Genomic DNA, 14,543 nt, shown 5'->3' on the forward strand with positions numbered 1-14,543 from the left:
AAACCCCTGCGGGTCACTTCGGAACGGAAGCCGCGGCTTCCCCGATCCACGAACAAGGAGCACGCCATGGGTATCGGCACCATCCTTCTGATCATTCTTATCCTGCTGCTGGTCGGCGCGCTGCCGGCATGGCCGTACAGTTCCGGCTGGGGCTACTGGCCAAGCGGCGGCCTGGGCCTGATCGTCCTGATCGTGGTGCTGCTCGTGGTGCTCGGCAGGATATAGCGTCCTGGCTAGCCAGCGGGCGATGCACGCCGGCACACACCCGCGCGCACGGCGGCAGCGCAGCGGCGCCTGCTTGCAGGCTCCGCCTGAGCGGCCTATAACGAAGCGCGGGCGTGTGCCGGTGCATCGCCTGGTTCCTCTCCACCGGTTCTTTTCCACCCTTCGCAAGGAGACTGACATGCCAGCAAAATCCAAGGCGCAACAGCAGGCCGCGGGAGCGGCGCTCTCCGCAAAGCGCGGCGAAAAGAAGGCCGGATCGCTCAAAGGGCCTTCACGCTCGATGGTCAAGTCGATGAGCGAGAAGGAACTCGACAAGATGGCATCGACCAAGACCAAGGGCATGCCGAAGCACAAGTCGGAAAGCTGATCCGCGCGGGCCCGTTGCCTGGGCCAGCGAGACAGGGGCAGGCCATCGCGCCTGCCCCTTTGCATTGGTGGTGTGCCGCTCCGCGCAGGTTATTTTTCGCTTATCCCTTCGGGCTGTCCGCGCGCCCCGCCTTTCCGTTGCCCGCATCCTTCCCCTTGGCGGCGGCTGCGCCATTGCGGCGTTTGCCCGCAGCCGCACCGCAGTAGCCCGGCAAGCGCCGGGCCTTGGCGCTGCGCGCCAGCCGGATCGACTCGGCCAGCGCCAGGCCGAAGCCGGCAATGCTGTGCATGTCCTGTTCCACCCGCTCGCGCAGGAAGCCGGCCCAGCAGAAGTCCCCATAGGCATTGCCCGGCTTGCGGTAGGCCCCTGCCTCGCGTGTAAACGCGGCGAGGCTGCGATAGGGGTCGTCACGCATGCCCATCACGGTTGGCGGCAGGGCTTTCGGGCCCAGCAGCTTGCCGTGCTCGTCATAGGGGTGGACATGACCGAGCCGGCGCATGCGCTTCCAGAACGCCGACGCGCTCATGTGACTGAGATCGTGCAGGATCTGCACCGGCGCCCACTCATAGCCCAGCTCCACCCAGGCGCGCGCCCAGTGGTGGTGATCGACGATATAGAGGTCGCCGCCCGGCCCGGCGATGGTCTTCAGGCGATGGCGGCGCAGGAAGCGCCGCAGCGCGTCCAGGTCCTCGGGATCGGCGTGGCGCCGGGTCACTTCGATCTTGTGGTTGACGTGGACGTAGCCCAGCGTCAGCTGCGTCGGGCGCAGGCGCGCCAGTTCAGCCATGGCCTTGCCGCGCAGCCGGCGTGGCGCGGCGGCGCGCTCCGTGCCGCTGCGTCTGGCCTCGCCGTCGTCTGCCGCGCCCGCGCGGCGCTCAGTCGTGCTCGACACGCTTGCGTTCGACGTAGTGCTCCAGCTCGCTGCCGGGGTCCTCGTTGCCGGTGCTTTGCTCGGCAACCGCTTCCCGGGCGATCGGGCGTGGCCAGAACTCGCCCTCGCCGTCCTGCACCGGCTCACCGTGCGTGGCAGGGTCGAAATCGGTCCACTGGCCGCATTCCCAACTGCCCTGGGCACGCTCCACGTCGCTGGCGCCGGCTTCGCGCAGCACGTCGACCACGACCGAATCCAGGCCGTTGGTGACGCACGCGGCCAGCATCACGCCACCCGGCGGCGCGGCGCCGGCGGCGCCCTGTCGCATCGACATGATCGATACGTCCCACACGGAGAACCCGCGTGTGAACAACGTGCGCGCCGCGTCTTCCGCACTGGCGAGCGATTCAAAACGTCCGGCTACGATCGGTGACATGATGGCTCCCTGATTGATATCGGCAATGGCCGTGACTGCTCAATTCGCATTGCAAGAGCCACGCCCGCGCGTGATGCAGCAACCCTGGCAACGCTTGCGGCATGTTGCGGAGCATGGCGCACGCCGCCCGTGCAATATTTGCAAAACGCGGCCCCGAACTACATGCGCGGCGCCGCGGCGCGCGGCCGGGATCAACCGTTGACGACTTCCCCGCCGTTGATGTGCAGAATCTGCCCGGTGATGTAGCTGGCAGCGTCCGACGCCAGGAAGACATAACCCCCCGCCACTTCGAACGGCTGCCCCGGGCGGCCCATCGGCGTCTTCTTGCCGAACTCGGCGACTTCCTCGGGGGTGAAGGTCGACGGGATCAGCGGCGTCCAGATCGGGCCGGGCGCCACGCCGTTGACGCGGATGCCGCGCTCCACCACCTGCAGCGCCAGCGAACGCGTGAACGACACGATCGCGCCCTTGGTAGCAGAGTAGTCCAGCAAATGCTTGCTGCCACGATACGCGGTCACCGAAGTCGTGTTCAGGATCGACGAGCCGGGCTTCATATGCGGCAGCAGCGCGCGGGTCAGATGGAACATCGCGAACACGTTGGTGCGGAAGGTCGCCTCGACCTGCTCGGCATCGATGTCTTCCAGCGATTCCTTCGGGTGTTGCTCGGCGGCGTTGTTGACCAGGATGTCGAGCTTGCCGTACTGCTGCAGCGTCTGCCGGGCTACGGCCTCGGCATGCGCATGGTCGGCCAGGTCCCCGGCGATCGCCAGGCACTTGCGGCCGGCGGCCTCGACCAGTTCGACGGTCGCGCGCGCGTCGGCATGTTCGTTGAGGTAGGCGATGGCGACGTCGGCGCCTTCGCGCGCGAACGCCACCGCGATGGCGCGGCCGATGCCGCTGTCGCCGCCGGTGACCAGCGCCACGCGGCCCTTCAGCCGGCCGCTGCCGACATAGTCATCCGCGCCGCTGTCCGGCTGCGGGCGCATGGGGGCTTCCAGCCCTGGCTGGCGGTCCTGGTGCTGGGGTGGAACGCTCTTGCGTGTGGAGGGTGTGGAGGGTGTGGACATGGTTCTCTCCTGACTGCGGGGGCCGCTTGTTGCGCGCATCGGACCAGCCGGGGAGACGCGCAAGAGCCTTTGCACGTGCTGCGCAAGTTCCATGCCGCGAACGGCAAGCCGCGGCCGTTCTGCCCGGCGGCGCGCACGCGCCAGCGCCGCCGCAGCGTGCCTGCGGCGGCGCCCGTAACCGTTACATCGCCCGGCAATCCTTACAGCGCGCCGCCGCTGCGTGCGGCCCACGGGCAGCGCCGCAGCGGGGCACGGTTTTTGCGGCCTTTTCAGGCATGAACGTTCAGGCCCGCTTGCCGCACCGCCGCACCTGCAAGGCGGCGGCCCGCACGGGCCGCCACAGCCAGGAGGCACATATGTTCAACTTCCGTAATGACCGCGGCTGCCGCAGCCGCGGCAGCCACGAAGCGCAGCGCCGCGAAGGCGGCCAGCCGGAACGCCGGCGCGACGAGCGCCTGGGCAGCGGCTCGGAAGACTGGGGCCAGGAATGGGGCGAGGACTGGCGCGGCGAAGACAACGGCCAGGGCAGCGCTGGGCGCGGCAGCCAGGCGCCGCAACGCGGCGGCGCGTGGTACCAGCAGGACACGCCGGCGGGCCAGCGCCGCGGCAGTTGGGGCGAACAGGGCTACGGCGCCGCGGATACCGGCGGCACCGGGCATCCGTACAGCAGCGGCTATGGCGGCTATCGCCCGAACCCGCAGGACAGCGGCTATCGCAGCCAGGAGCGCGAATCCGGCTATGGCTACCGCGACGAGGACCGCTTCGGTCCGCGCGGCCGCAGCAGCGAACTGGGCCCGCGCGATGAAGGCTACGGACGCGCCCGCCAGGGCGCCGGCGAAGGCCGCGGCTGGCGCGGTGAGGACGAGCGGCGCGAACGCAGCGAATGGGGCGAACGCGGCGGCCGCGCGATGCACTGGCGTGAAGGCATGGAGCGCGATCGCGAGGAGCGCGCCGGCCAGCCCAGCTATGGCGGCGGCTACTTTGGCGACGCCGGCCGCGGCGGCCAGTCGTACAGCGGCGGCCAGCGCGTATATCCGGACGATCCCGGCTACCACCGTCGCACGCCCTATGCCGAGCAGGCCGGACAGGGCAGCCGCCACGCCGGGCGCCGCGCGGTAGGCCCCAAGGGCTACCACCGCCCGGACGAGCGCGTGCGCGAAGACGTCTGCGAACGCCTGGCAATGAACCCGTATATCGATGTCGGCGAGGTCACGGTGGAGGTCGCCAACGGCGTGGTAACGCTGGACGGCACGGTGCGCGAGCGCCGCGAGAAGTACGTGATCGAGGAGATCGCCGATGCGGTGTTTGGCGTCACCGAAGTGGATAACCGCCTGCGCGTGCAGCGCCAGTCGGGCAGCGCGTGGGCAGCGGGATCCGAAGTCGGCGGCGATGAGACCTTGGGCGGCCGCAGCGGCAGCCTGGGCACATCGGGCACCGGCGGCACCGGTGGCAGCACGAGCGGCACCGCCTCGGGCACCAGTCCCGCCGGCACCTCACCGGACCGCACGCTGAACAAGAGCTGACCGCCAACCATGACGACGGGCGCGGCCCTGCCGCGCCCCGCCCCTGCCCCTATGCCTCGCTCTCCACGCAAACTCAGGCCCGACAGCAAGTTGATGGTGCCGCTGGACATCCTGCATCCCACCCAGATCACGGTCGGCGCCTACCACGTCGCGCAGAAGGTCCACACCACCCGGCGCGTGCCGCCGGAGCATCGCGCCGCGTTCCTGGACCGGCACCGGGTACATCTGGTGATCGGCCCGGAGCAGGCGCTGTACGTGGTCGATCACCACCACTGGGTGCGCGCCTGGCACGACCTGGGCCTGACCCATGTGCCCGGCCTCGTGCGCACTGACCTCAGCGACATGGATGCGCGCGCATTCTGGCGCCACATGGTGGCCAACCACATGGTCCACCCGTATGACGAGCACGGCCGGCGCCGCCCTCTGACGGAGCTGCCGGACGCGATCCACGACATGCGCGACGATCCCTACCGCAGCCTGGAGGCATTCGTGCAACTGGCCGGCGGCTACCGCAAGGTAAAAACGGCCTACCCGGATTTCCGCTGGGCGGACTACTTCCGGCGCAACGTGCCGGGGCCGTTCGACACGCAGCACCACTTCGCCATTGCCCTCGCGCGCGCGTTCCAACTGGCGCATACGGCGGGTGCGCGCGAACTGCCCGGCTATATCGGCCCGCTGCCCTGCTGAACCCGCTCGCCGCGCGCGCTCACTTGCCGGCCCCGGAGGTTGTCTTCGCCAGCAGTTGCAGCAGCCGCGCCTCGTCCGCGCGCAGCCGCGTCGCCGACGGCGCCTTGCCGCGTGCCTGCAGCGCGCCGGCAAGGTAGGCGTCGATCACCTCCGGATGCACATAGCACTTGCGGCACACCGCCATGGTGTTGCGCAGCTGGTGCGCCACCTGGCGGATCGCATCCGCGACGGCCTTCTTGCGCGCGCTCTCGCTGTCCGCTTCGGGCAGCTTGCGCAGGATCGCGAGCGCATGCACGCTGCCGGCCCAGGTACGGAAATCCTTCGCCGTAAAGTCGCCGCCGGTGACTTCCTGCAGGTAGGCGTTGACGTCGGCCGAGCCGATCTCGCGGATCTCGCCGTCGCTGTCGCGGTACTTGAACAGGCGCTGCCCCGGCAGGTCGGCACAGTTGCGCACGATGCGCGCGAGGCGCGGGTCGTTGACCGAGACGTCATGCGTGATGCCGCTCTTGCCGTTGAACTGGAAGCGCAGCCGGCTGCCGCGCACGGTCACATGGCGGCGGCGCAGCGTGGTCAGGCCGTAGGTGCGGTTCTGCCGAGCGTAGCGCGGCGAGCCCACACGCACCAGCGTGGCGTCCAGCAGCACCACCACCGCGGCGACCACCTTCTCGCGCGGCATGCCGTTGCGGCCGAGGTCGCGCGTGGCGCGCGCCCGCAGCCGCGGCAGCGCGGTGCCAAAGGCCAGCAGCCGGCCGTATTTGTCGGTATCGCGCAGCACCGCCCATTCGGCGTGGTAGACGTACTGCTTGCGCCCGCGCGCATCGCGCCCGGTGGCCTGCAGGTGCCCGCGCGGGTCCGCGCAGATCCACACCGATTCATAGGCCGGCGGGATCGCCATCGCGGCGATGCGCGCCAGCGTGCCGGCATCGCGCACGCGCTCGCCGTCGGGACCGATATAGCGGAAGCCGCTGCCGTGGCGGCGGCGCGTGATGCCCGGTCCGCTGTCGTCGACATAGCGCAGGCCCGCGTCGCGCAGCACGGCCTCGAGCGTGACGGCGGCCTCTGTGGTCGCCAGCGCGCTATCCATGGCCGTCGCAAGGCTGGCGCGGGCACGCTATTCCGCGCGGGCCGGCGGGGCGCTCGCGCCTGATGGCGACGTGCCGGTGCCCGACATGGCGCCCGCCATGCCCAGCTCCTCCTCGTGCTCCGGGGGCGCGGGCCGCGGCCTGGGTGGCACCGCGCGCTCCGCGCTGACCGGGCCGGCGCGCGCGACGGTGATCATCTCGCGCAGCCAGTTGACCAGCAGGCTGGTGTAGGCGCGCTGGCTTTCCTCGTCGGTCAGGCCGTGGTCGGCGCCCTTGATCATGCGGTAGGTCATCGAATTGGCATGCAGGCAGGCGTCGACATAGCTCATCACCGCGGCGTGCGGCACCACCTGGTCGCTCTCGGATTCGATCACCAGCACGTCGCCGGCGAAGGCGCAGCAGGCGCGCAGCGCGCGGTTGCTTTCCGGGGGCACCACGCTGCGCCGATAGCTGACCAGGTCCTGTTCGCGATGCAGCTGGCGCTTGGGCAGTTCCCAGCCGGAATCCATGTACAGCGCCGGCGCGCGGAAGCTCATCCAGCGCACCGGGCGCAAGGTGGTCAGCAGTGCGGCGAGGTAGCCGCCGTAGCTGCTGCCCACCACCGCGATCGCGTTGCGGTCCACTTCGGTCTGGCGCACCAGCAAATCGTAGGCCGCCACCACATCGGCGAGGTTGCGCATGCGGGTGACGGTTTCGTACTCCGCGCGCGTACCGGCATGGCCGGTCAGGTCGAACGTCAGGCAGACACAGCCCAGCCCCGCCACCTTGCGCGCGCGCGCCAGGTACTGCTGCTGGCTGCCGCCCCAGCCATGGACGAACAGCACCCCGGGCAGCTTGGTTTCAGGACTGATCAGGGTGCCGGCAATGGTGCCGCCCTCGGTCTGTATCTGCAGGAGTTCTTCATGCGTTGCCATCGGATTCACGCTCCAGTCGTGCGTATTTGGTCAGAGGACCGACATGGCGGTCCTCTCCCTGGAAATAGATCTCGGCATCGTCGGGCACCTGCACGCCGTTGCCGTACACCTCGCGGGTCGAGGCCACCACGCGCGTGCGCCTCGGATCCTCGCGCAGCGCCGCCAGCGCAGCCAGTTCGGCGCCGGTCGCGCCGCCCACGCGCCAGGACTGCTCCAGCACGCCGCCCAGCACGCACTCGCGGTCGGCACTTCCGGCCGCGGGCCCGAAGGCCACGTCATAGTTGCAGCGCGACAGCACCATGCCGCCATAGCAGGCCAGCGCGGCGTCGTGGTACACCATCGCCGCGCGTACCGCGGCCTGCGTGCGCGCATCGAATGGTTGCTCCAGCAGCGCGTCAAAGCCGCCGCGCACCACCGTCAGCGTCGAGCCGCCGTACACCTGCTGGCCGCGGTTGTTGGCCGTCAGCCTCTGCGTGCCGCAGTAGGCGGCACGCAGGCCGGCCAGCTCCACCTGCCCAACGCTGTAGGTCTGGGGCGCGTCCAGGTCGCGCTCCAGCACCAGGCCGAGGGTTTCGACGATATCGGCCTGCATCGCGTCCAGCGCCTCGTCCAGCGCGCGCTCGCTGTCGACCACGCGCTGGCCCAGCCCACCGATGCCGCAGGGCTCCTTGAGCCGCACCGGTCCCAGCGCCAGCAGGCGCTTGCCGGCCACGCGCGCGTCGGCCACGGTGAACGCGGTAAAGCCCGGCAGGGTCGCGCCCACCACGCGCTGCACGAAGCCCTCGCACCAGCCCTGCGGTGCCGCCGCGCCCGGTTCCACCAGGCCGTGCGTGATCGCCTTGGTGGCCACGAACGCGTACGGCACCACGCCGCCAAAGAGGTCGCTCTCGCCCTGCACGCCGAGGCTGGCGGCCAGGTCGGCGCCCACCAGCGTCTGCGCGGGCACCAGGTAGGGCGCGGTTTGCCCCGCGCCCGGCGCGGCGTAGGCACCGGCGAAGGCATAGCCCGCGATATCGGCCACCTTGCGGGCTATATTGGCAAGGGTCGTGCCATGGTGGCTGTCGGCATCGCCCAGCGGCTCGCAGCCGTAGACCATGACGCTGCGGCCCGGCGGCGAGGCCGTGGCGGCCCTGCCCGCGCGTTTGCGCTTCGTTGCCTGGTTGGGATCGGACACGGCTGGCTCCTTGCTGGGTTGTGCGCGACGGCACGGGGGGAGGCGACGGCATGGCGGGGCCCGGCGCGGCCCGGCTAGGGGCTGACCGCGGCGGTAGAACCGGTATCCGCCCGCACTGGCTCATCCTGTGCAGGCCCGCGGCGCGACGCGCGCGCCTGCAGCTTGGCCGCGTGGTTCTCGCGCGCCTCGTCCAGCGAATGGCTGCACTTGATACCGTCCTCCTTGTCGGCCAGCTCGGCCAGGTGGCGATAGAAATTGACCAGCTGGCGCAGTTCCTCTTCGTCCAGGTCTTCGATCGACACCAGCATGTTGCTGGCTTCGCGATGCGAGGCCAGCAGTTCGTTGAGCTTCAGGTGAACCGCGACCGCGTCCTTGTTCTGGCTCTGCTGGATCAGGAACACCATCAGGAAGGTGACGATGGTGGTGCCGGTATTGATAACGAGCTGCCAGGTCTCGGAATAGCCGAAAATCGGCCCGGTAATGCCCCAGGCCACCACCACGCCAACGGCCAGCACGAACGCGGTGGGCGAGCCCGCCTGGCGCGTGGCGGCACCGGCGAAGCGGTCGAACACATGCAGCATGCGGGCATGTTTGCCGGAATTGGGCTGATGGCCAATGCCCGGCAGGATTGGACTGGTCTTGCTCATCGTTGCGCTCCCGACATTGAACCGCCACGCGGCGGCATGCTGATTTCATTGTATGGAGCGCGGTGCCAAAGTGCAGCGGGCGCAGTCCTACAACGCGCGCTGCACTTGTACCGCCGTTGGCGTTGTCCGGGCTGCGGCGCGACTTTCCTTTCTACATCGGGTGATAAATCTTGCCGACGCCACCGGTGTGCGGAGTGGAAACGCTCGCATGCGCGACGGCGCGTTGGCGGGAATGCTTCTTGCGCCGGTCACAGGCTACGCAGCGAAGGCGGGGTACGCCTTCAGATGTTCGATTCCAGCAAAGGAGCAATGATGAACCGCAACGCCTCCTCAGCCGCCGATGACGAAGCCCTGCGCGTGGCCATACGCGCCGAGATTGCCGCGGCCTTCGCTGGCCGCTTTCCTGAAGGCGTCACGCTCGACGTGGTGGATCGCCGCGTGACCGTGCGCGGCTGCGTGGACGACGTCGGGGTCGCGCAGCGCATCGAGAAGGCCGCAGCGGTCAGCGCGGGCGTGCTCGGGGTACATAACGAACTGTCGCTGCGCCGCCAGCCCGCGCCCGAGCCAAAGGGGCAGCCGCAGCACAGCGGCATGAACGCGGATCCCGCGCGCAAACCGTCGGGGCAGGTCCACCATAAGGTGTGAAAAAAAAGAAAAGGCCCGGCGCCGGATCCATGCCGGCGCCGGGCCTCCCCCCGGATGACCGCATAAGCTACTTGCGGTCTTCCCATGGATCGTAGCGATCCGCTTCCCAATACGGCGAAATCCCGTAGTACTGGTGGATGCTGGTGGCCCACTGCGAGTCGGCCATGCTCGGCCAGTGGTCCTTGTCGAACCCCGGCGCGGCCTTGAGCCGGTCCTTCTCGACGCCGAGCACGAAACACTTGCGCCGCGTGTCCAGCGTCAGCGCCGACCACGGCAGGGCGAACAGCTTCTCGCCGATGCCGAGGAAGCCGCCCATGGCCATCACTGCGTAGGCCACGCGTCCGCCCAGCACGTCGATCATGATGTGGTCGATGGTGCCGATATCGTCGCCCGCGGGGTCAACCACCTTGTTGCCCTCGAGCGTATCGGCGGCCATCACGAACGGGCCGGGACCCGGGGAATTGCGGTCGATGCCGCCGACGATCGATGCGCCGCGCGGCTGTTCGCCCGGGGATTCAGGTTGGACTGGATTCATGGACACCTCCGTTTATGCCTTGGGATGGAAGGACGCCGGCGCTGGCATCGCCCGCGCCCGCACTGCGCTAGCTGTATTCGCGCGTTCTCGGGTTTTCCGCCGGCACCGGCGGCACGGTCGGATCGAAGTCTGCCCAGCGGCCGTCGACCCAGCGGCCATCGGCGCGCTCCACGTCCTTGGCGCCGCCCTGGCGCAGCAGGTCCGCCACCGCGGCCGGGTTCCCGCGGGCCACATGCGCGGCCAGCACCACGCCGGCGTTGCGCACCGCCGGCTGCCCGGTCAGCGGGTCGCGCCGCACGTTGCGCGCGAGCGCCAGCGCGCCGGCCAGCGACCCCAGGTAGGCACCGAGGCCAACGGCAAACACCATCACCAGGATCGACAGCGGCGGCGCGGCCGACACCGCGGAAATCAGCGCTGCGCCCAGTGCCGCGCCCACCGCGGCGCCGATCAGCACGCCGGCGATGGCACCGATGCCCGACTTGCGCGCGCCTGCATCGGCGGCGTGGTCGCCGCCCAGCGGATAGGCCGCGTGTTGTCCCGGCGGGTTGACGTAGAACAGGTTGAGGTCCTTGTCCGCAAACCCGTGCGCCTTCAACCGGCTGGCTATGGTTTCTGCGGCGGAAAAGCTGTCGAAGCGACCTGCAATGATGGCGGACATGCTGGCTCCTTTTCGTTCATCCGATGGGTTCGGGCCGCAGCGCAGCGCCGGTGGCGCCGCGCTGCCGCGCATGGACTAAAGGTGGCTGACGTGCTCGCTCTCAGCGGCGGCCGGTCGAGCCCTTGCGCTGACCGGCTGGCTTGGCACCTGCGGGCTGCTGTTCGCTGCCGCGCTTGAGCTTCCAGTCGACATCGTCGCGCGCGGTCTGCGTCTTCTTCTCGGCATGCATGGCCGCGCTTGGCGAGATCGGGTCGCTGGCGGGGAAAGTCATCTCCAGGGAATCGTCGACGGCAGCTTGGTAGGTCTTGCCTTCCTTGCGCGGCTTGTCACCGGCCTTGGCGACCTTGCCGGTTTCGGCACGGCCGGCGCGTGCGCCAGGACTGGCCATGGCGGACTTGCCGGTCTTCGCGGCCGGCTTGGCGGCAGGCTTCGCTGACGGCCTGGCACTTGCCTTGGCGGCAGGCTTGGCGGAAGGCTTGGCGGCTGCCTTAGCGGCTGACTTCGCCGCAGGCTTCGCGGCCGGCTTTGCCACGGCCTTGGCTGCGGGCTTTGCGGCAGGCTTTGCGGCCTTCATCGCCGCGCCGCTCTTGCCGGCCTTGCCTGCGGAAGCAGCCGAAGCGCGCGAGCTGCGGGCGGCCTGCGCCTTGTCGGACTTCATGTCGGACTTCGCGCCGGACGACTTGCGGGCAACCTGCGCGGCCTTCTCGGATGGGCGGCTGGCTTTGGGCATGGTTGGTCCCTCCTTGGTTGAGTAACTTACCCATGCAAGGCGCGGGCCAGATGCCAGGCGGATGGCACATGCGGGCGGGAGCGGAGGCAGGGCCTGCCGTGGGGGCCGCCATGTTGCCGTGGGGCTGCGGTCAGGCTGCGGCGGGCGCGCCGCGCTCTGGCAAGCGGTACGCGTAGCGCGCACCGCACGCCTGTAAAAACTACATCGCCATGGAAGCGTTATGAACGCACATTGAGGCCGTCATCGCGCCGCGCGCGACCGCTCACCCTCCGCGCACATGCCGCGGGAACCGGACCGCGATGCAGACGCTGATCTTGTCGCTGTCGCAGCCATCGCTTTCCGCGCTCAGCACGGCGCCATGCAGTTCCACCATGCGGCGGGTCAGCAGCAGTGCGGTACTTTGCCGCGCCGGTGGGGCGCCATCCGCCGCCGGGGGCCGGCGGCCAAAGAAGTCGGTCAGTGCGGCCAGCCGGCTGGCGCTGCGCTGCTGGTCCAGCGGCGGGCTTTCGGTGATGCGCAGCCTGACGTGGTCGGGCTCGCCGGCAATTTGTACGGCGATCGTGCCGCCGGCCGGGGCGCGCCAGATGCAGTGCACCAGCAGGTGCCGCAGCAGCGGCGCCAGGCGCGCCGCGTCGGCGTCGATGACGTAGGCGGAATCACCGGCGCCGTCGGTGGTCACCGGCGACAGCAGCACCCCGCGCGCCTCCGCCGCCGCGCGGCGATCGGCAATGGCCTGGGCCACGGCTTCGAGCAGGTCGACCTGCTGCCAGCGCGGCACCGCCTCGTCGGCGAGCAGCCGCACCCCTTCTTCCATTTCCTCGATCAGCGCGAGCTGTTGCTGCATGCCGGCGCGAATGCCGTCCAGCGCGCGCTGCGCCGGCGCGGGTGCAGTATCGAAGGCGCGGTCCAGCACGTAGGCCCAGCTCTGGATGGCATTGAGGGAAGAACGCAAGTCGTGCGCCGACTGCTCGATCAGCGCGCTCACTTCCTGCACGCTTTGCACGGCCAGCCCGTCCAGCGAGGCGGTGGCATCGCTGCGCGCTCCTGCATGGCCAGCGCCATGCAGGGGAGGACGGTCAGAGACGTCCGGCGTGCCGGATTGCGGCGGTTGCTCAAGCATCATCGTGTCGGCCTGGTTGGCTACTTTGGCTGAAGCAAGAAGCGTGCGGCACGGGGGCACCGTAGGCCACCACGGGACGCGAACCGCCGCAACCGCTTGCCGGCACGCACGCCGTCACCCGGTGGCGGACGAACCGTTGTCGTTGCGCGAGGCGCGCAACCACTCCGGCAATTCGCCACGGGCGGCATAATCTTCCAGCCGGTTGTACAAAGTCTTCAGGCTGATGCCCAGGATCTCGGCCGCGTGCTTCTTCACGCCGGCGCACTGCTCCAGCGTGGCGAAGATCAGCTGCCGGTCAGCGTCGGCCAGCGACATGCCCACCGGCACCGACACCACCGCCGCGCCCGGCGCCTGCGTGGCCGCCACCTGCAGCGGCACCTGCACTTCGGTGATCAGGTCGTCGTCGGCCATGATGAAGGCCCGCTGCACGAAGTTGCGCAGTTCGCGCACATTGCCCGGCCAGGCGTGCAGGCGCAGGCTCTCCAGCACATTCGGCGCGAAGCGGCGTTGCGTGCCCTGTTCGGCATTGAGCTGGTCCAGCATCAGGTTGGCGATCTGGAGCACGTCGTCGCCGCGCGCGCGCAGCGGCGGCAGCTCAACTGGGAACACGTTCAGGCGGTGGAACAGGTCGGCGCGCAGCTTGCCGTCCGCCACCGCTTCTTCCGGGTTGCGGTTGGTGGCGGCCAGCACGCGCACGTCGGAGTGGCATTCACGGTTTGTGCCCACGCGCATGAAGGTGCCGGTTTCCAGCACGCGCAGCAGCTTGACCTGCAACTCGGCCGGCATCTCGGTGATTTCATCGAGGAACAGCGTGCCGCCGTCGGCGCGCTCGAAATAGCCCTTGTGCTGGCGGTCCGCGCCGGTAAAGCTGCCACGCTCGTGGCCGAACATCTCGCTTTCGATCAGCGTGGGCGAGATCGCGCCGCAGTTGACCGCCAGGAACGGCTGGCGCCGGCGCGACGAAAGCTCGTGCACGGTCTGCGCGGCCAGCTCCTTGCCGGTACCGCTTTCGCCGATCAGCAGCACGGTGGCCTCGGTGGGCGCCACGCGCGCGAGTTGGTCATAGACTACCTGCATCACTTCGGAGCTGCCCATCAGCCGGCCGAAGCGGCCATAGCGGCGCAGTTCGCCGCGCAGCGAATGGATCTCGGCGCGCAGCTCGCCGGTGGTGGCAAGGCGCTTGAGCACGGTCTGCAACCGCGCCACGTTGATGGGCTTGACGAGGTAGTCGGTGGCGCCGGCGCGCAGCGCCTCCACGGCGCTTTCCACGCTGGCGTAGCCGGTGGTGAGGATCACCTCGACGCCGGACGCGCCGACCTCGTCGAACAGTTCCATGCCGTTGCCGTCGGGCAGGCGCAGGTCCGCGACGATCGCGTCGGGCATGCGCCAGCCGATCTGCAGCCGGGCTTCACGCAAGGTGCCTGCGGTGGCGGAACTGAAGCCTTCCATGGCCACGATCTCGGCCAGCGCGGCGCAGGCGTTTTCATCGTCATCGACAATCAGGATGTGGGGCATACGATCCGTCAGTGAGACCTAATAGAGTCCTGAGCGCAACCCTGCGCGCGCCTGGCTCTCCGTGCATTGCGGCGGTAGCCTTTGGGCTGGCTCCGGCCGGGGGCAACGGGAACGATCCGCCGGCACGCTCCATGCGAGGCGTGGCTCGGCGGCAGGTACAGGCGACGACACTGGCACTGCACCGGGGGTTCTGCACTGCGTATTGCAAGTCTAAGCGCGGGCAGGCACGGTCGTTGCCGGTGTCCGTCTGACACGGCTGTCGGAACTTTCCGCGCCTGTTCACGCACGTCTGGCAAGCCCCCGTGGCAAAGGCTAGCATAGGAAGTTCCCACCTTCCCATGACTTGA

17 protein-coding genes are annotated in these 14,543 nt (G+C 69.4%); 5 read left to right on the forward strand and 12 right to left on the reverse strand.

What is annotated here, in order from left to right; genetic code table 11:
- The first annotated feature begins 66 nt into the window (after window positions 1-66).
- Window positions 67-225: a DUF3309 family protein gene (locus AC10V3_RS33050; RefSeq protein WP_022539625.1), complete on the forward strand. Its 159-nt coding sequence runs from the start codon at window positions 67-69 to the stop codon at window positions 223-225.
- Between the two features lie 178 nt (window positions 226-403).
- On the forward strand, window positions 404-592 hold the full coding sequence (locus tag AC10V3_RS33055; RefSeq protein WP_022539626.1) for a DUF3008 family protein: 189 nt from the start codon (window positions 404-406) through the stop codon (window positions 590-592).
- 100 nt (window positions 593-692) lie between these two features.
- Here AC10V3_RS33055 and AC10V3_RS33060 read toward each other — a convergent pair whose 3' ends face one another.
- The 3 genes from AC10V3_RS33060 to AC10V3_RS33070 form a co-directional block, all read right to left on the reverse strand.
- Window positions 693-1,484, reverse strand: a complete 792-nt coding sequence (locus AC10V3_RS33060; RefSeq protein ID WP_022539627.1) for a ParB/Srx family N-terminal domain-containing protein — start codon at window positions 1,482-1,484, stop codon at window positions 693-695.
- Window positions 1,468-1,899, reverse strand: coding sequence for a hypothetical protein (locus AC10V3_RS33065; protein ID WP_022539628.1), 432 nt, complete (start codon window positions 1,897-1,899; stop codon window positions 1,468-1,470). The genes AC10V3_RS33060 and AC10V3_RS33065 overlap by 17 nt, the downstream gene beginning before the upstream one ends.
- A 191-nt stretch (window positions 1,900-2,090) precedes the next feature.
- Complete coding sequence (locus AC10V3_RS33070) at window positions 2,091-2,966, reverse strand: SDR family oxidoreductase (RefSeq protein WP_022539629.1); 876 nt, start codon at window positions 2,964-2,966, stop codon at window positions 2,091-2,093.
- Window positions 2,967-3,322: 356 nt separating this feature from the next.
- Here AC10V3_RS33070 and AC10V3_RS33075 point away from each other — a divergent pair, with 356 nt between their 5' ends.
- Window positions 3,323-4,489 (forward strand): BON domain-containing protein, encoded by a 1,167-nt coding sequence (locus AC10V3_RS33075; RefSeq protein WP_490923939.1) that lies wholly within the window; start codon window positions 3,323-3,325, stop codon window positions 4,487-4,489.
- A gap of 51 nt (window positions 4,490-4,540) precedes the next feature.
- Window positions 4,541-5,176, forward strand: a complete 636-nt coding sequence (locus AC10V3_RS33080) for a ParB-like protein (RefSeq protein ID WP_041681857.1) — start codon at window positions 4,541-4,543, stop codon at window positions 5,174-5,176.
- Window positions 5,177-5,195: 19 nt separating this feature from the next.
- Here AC10V3_RS33080 and AC10V3_RS33085 read toward each other — a convergent pair whose 3' ends face one another.
- The 4 genes from AC10V3_RS33085 to AC10V3_RS33100 form a co-directional block, all read right to left on the reverse strand.
- Window positions 5,196-6,260 carry a DNA topoisomerase IB gene (locus AC10V3_RS33085; protein ID WP_022539633.1) on the reverse strand — a complete coding sequence of 355 codons (1,065 nt, stop codon included), beginning with the start codon at window positions 6,258-6,260 and terminating at the stop codon, window positions 5,196-5,198.
- A gap of 27 nt (window positions 6,261-6,287) precedes the next feature.
- Window positions 6,288-7,172: an alpha/beta hydrolase family protein gene (locus AC10V3_RS33090; protein WP_022539634.1), complete on the reverse strand. Its 885-nt coding sequence runs from the start codon at window positions 7,170-7,172 to the stop codon at window positions 6,288-6,290.
- The gene (locus tag AC10V3_RS33095; RefSeq protein WP_022539635.1) at window positions 7,159-8,346 is read right to left on the reverse strand and encodes a DUF3182 family protein; all 1,188 of its coding nucleotides are present in this window, start codon (window positions 8,344-8,346) and stop codon (window positions 7,159-7,161) included. Before AC10V3_RS33095 ends, AC10V3_RS33090 begins: the two co-directional genes overlap by 14 nt.
- 74 nt (window positions 8,347-8,420) lie before the next feature.
- Window positions 8,421-8,993 carry a low affinity iron permease family protein gene (locus tag AC10V3_RS33100; protein ID WP_022539636.1) on the reverse strand — a complete coding sequence of 191 codons (573 nt, stop codon included), beginning with the start codon at window positions 8,991-8,993 and terminating at the stop codon, window positions 8,421-8,423.
- 309 nt (window positions 8,994-9,302) lie between these two features.
- Here AC10V3_RS33100 and AC10V3_RS33105 point away from each other — a divergent pair, with 309 nt between their 5' ends.
- On the forward strand, window positions 9,303-9,638 hold the full coding sequence (locus tag AC10V3_RS33105; RefSeq protein WP_022539637.1) for a BON domain-containing protein: 336 nt from the start codon (window positions 9,303-9,305) through the stop codon (window positions 9,636-9,638).
- 67 nt (window positions 9,639-9,705) lie between these two features.
- On the opposite strand, the gene AC10V3_RS33110 is transcribed toward AC10V3_RS33105, so the two are convergent.
- The 5 genes from AC10V3_RS33110 to AC10V3_RS33130 all read right to left on the reverse strand — a co-directional run bounded on the left by AC10V3_RS33110 (window position 9,706) and on the right by AC10V3_RS33130 (window position 14,196).
- The gene (locus AC10V3_RS33110; protein WP_022539638.1) at window positions 9,706-10,173 is read right to left on the reverse strand and encodes a PRC-barrel domain-containing protein; all 468 of its coding nucleotides are present in this window, start codon (window positions 10,171-10,173) and stop codon (window positions 9,706-9,708) included.
- A 67-nt stretch (window positions 10,174-10,240) separates the two neighbouring features.
- A complete protein-coding gene (locus tag AC10V3_RS33115) occupies window positions 10,241-10,831 on the reverse strand; it encodes a hypothetical protein (RefSeq protein ID WP_022539639.1) in 591 nt (196 codons plus the stop codon).
- A 100-nt stretch (window positions 10,832-10,931) separates the two neighbouring features.
- A complete protein-coding gene (locus tag AC10V3_RS33120; protein WP_022539641.1) occupies window positions 10,932-11,561 on the reverse strand; it encodes a hypothetical protein in 630 nt (209 codons plus the stop codon).
- Window positions 11,562-11,823: 262 nt separating this feature from the next.
- Window positions 11,824-12,681 (reverse strand): sensor histidine kinase, encoded by an 858-nt coding sequence (locus AC10V3_RS33125; RefSeq protein ID WP_349607282.1) that lies wholly within the window; start codon window positions 12,679-12,681, stop codon window positions 11,824-11,826.
- Window positions 12,682-12,795: 114 nt separating this feature from the next.
- Entirely contained in the window at window positions 12,796-14,196 is a 1,401-nt protein-coding gene (locus AC10V3_RS33130) for a sigma-54-dependent transcriptional regulator (protein ID WP_022539643.1), read from the reverse strand.
- Window positions 14,197-14,543: the final 347 nt, after the last annotated feature.

Source organism: Cupriavidus sp. PB-02 (assembly GCF_058252315.1).

Excerpts from the sequence above, each read along its gene's own strand:
- AC10V3_RS33120 (WP_022539641.1), bottom strand. The coding sequence starts at position 11,561 with ATGCCCAAAGCCAGCCGCCCATCCGAGAAGGCCGCGCAGGTTGCCCGC.
- AC10V3_RS33115 (WP_022539639.1), bottom strand. The coding sequence starts at position 10,831 with ATGTCCGCCATCATTGCAGGTCGCTTCGACAGCTTTTCCGCCGCAGAA.
- AC10V3_RS33105 (WP_022539637.1), top strand. The coding sequence starts at position 9,303 with ATGATGAACCGCAACGCCTCCTCAGCCGCCGATGACGAAGCCCTGCGC.
- AC10V3_RS33070 (WP_022539629.1), bottom strand. The coding sequence starts at position 2,966 with ATGTCCACACCCTCCACACCCTCCACACGCAAGAGCGTTCCACCCCAG.
- AC10V3_RS33075 (WP_490923939.1), top strand. The coding sequence starts at position 3,323 with ATGTTCAACTTCCGTAATGACCGCGGCTGCCGCAGCCGCGGCAGCCAC.
- AC10V3_RS33085 (WP_022539633.1), bottom strand. The coding sequence starts at position 6,260 with ATGGATAGCGCGCTGGCGACCACAGAGGCCGCCGTCACGCTCGAGGCC.
- AC10V3_RS33090 (WP_022539634.1), bottom strand. The coding sequence starts at position 7,172 with ATGGCAACGCATGAAGAACTCCTGCAGATACAGACCGAGGGCGGCACC.
- AC10V3_RS33130 (WP_022539643.1), bottom strand. The coding sequence starts at position 14,196 with ATGCCCCACATCCTGATTGTCGATGACGATGAAAACGCCTGCGCCGCG.
- AC10V3_RS33110 (WP_022539638.1), bottom strand. The coding sequence starts at position 10,173 with ATGAATCCAGTCCAACCTGAATCCCCGGGCGAACAGCCGCGCGGCGCA.
- AC10V3_RS33050 (WP_022539625.1), top strand. The coding sequence starts at position 67 with ATGGGTATCGGCACCATCCTTCTGATCATTCTTATCCTGCTGCTGGTC.
- AC10V3_RS33065 (WP_022539628.1), bottom strand. The coding sequence starts at position 1,899 with ATGTCACCGATCGTAGCCGGACGTTTTGAATCGCTCGCCAGTGCGGAA.
- AC10V3_RS33125 (WP_349607282.1), bottom strand. The coding sequence starts at position 12,681 with ATGCTTGAGCAACCGCCGCAATCCGGCACGCCGGACGTCTCTGACCGT.
- AC10V3_RS33080 (WP_041681857.1), top strand. The coding sequence starts at position 4,541 with ATGCCTCGCTCTCCACGCAAACTCAGGCCCGACAGCAAGTTGATGGTG.
- AC10V3_RS33100 (WP_022539636.1), bottom strand. The coding sequence starts at position 8,993 with ATGAGCAAGACCAGTCCAATCCTGCCGGGCATTGGCCATCAGCCCAAT.
- AC10V3_RS33055 (WP_022539626.1), top strand. The coding sequence starts at position 404 with ATGCCAGCAAAATCCAAGGCGCAACAGCAGGCCGCGGGAGCGGCGCTC.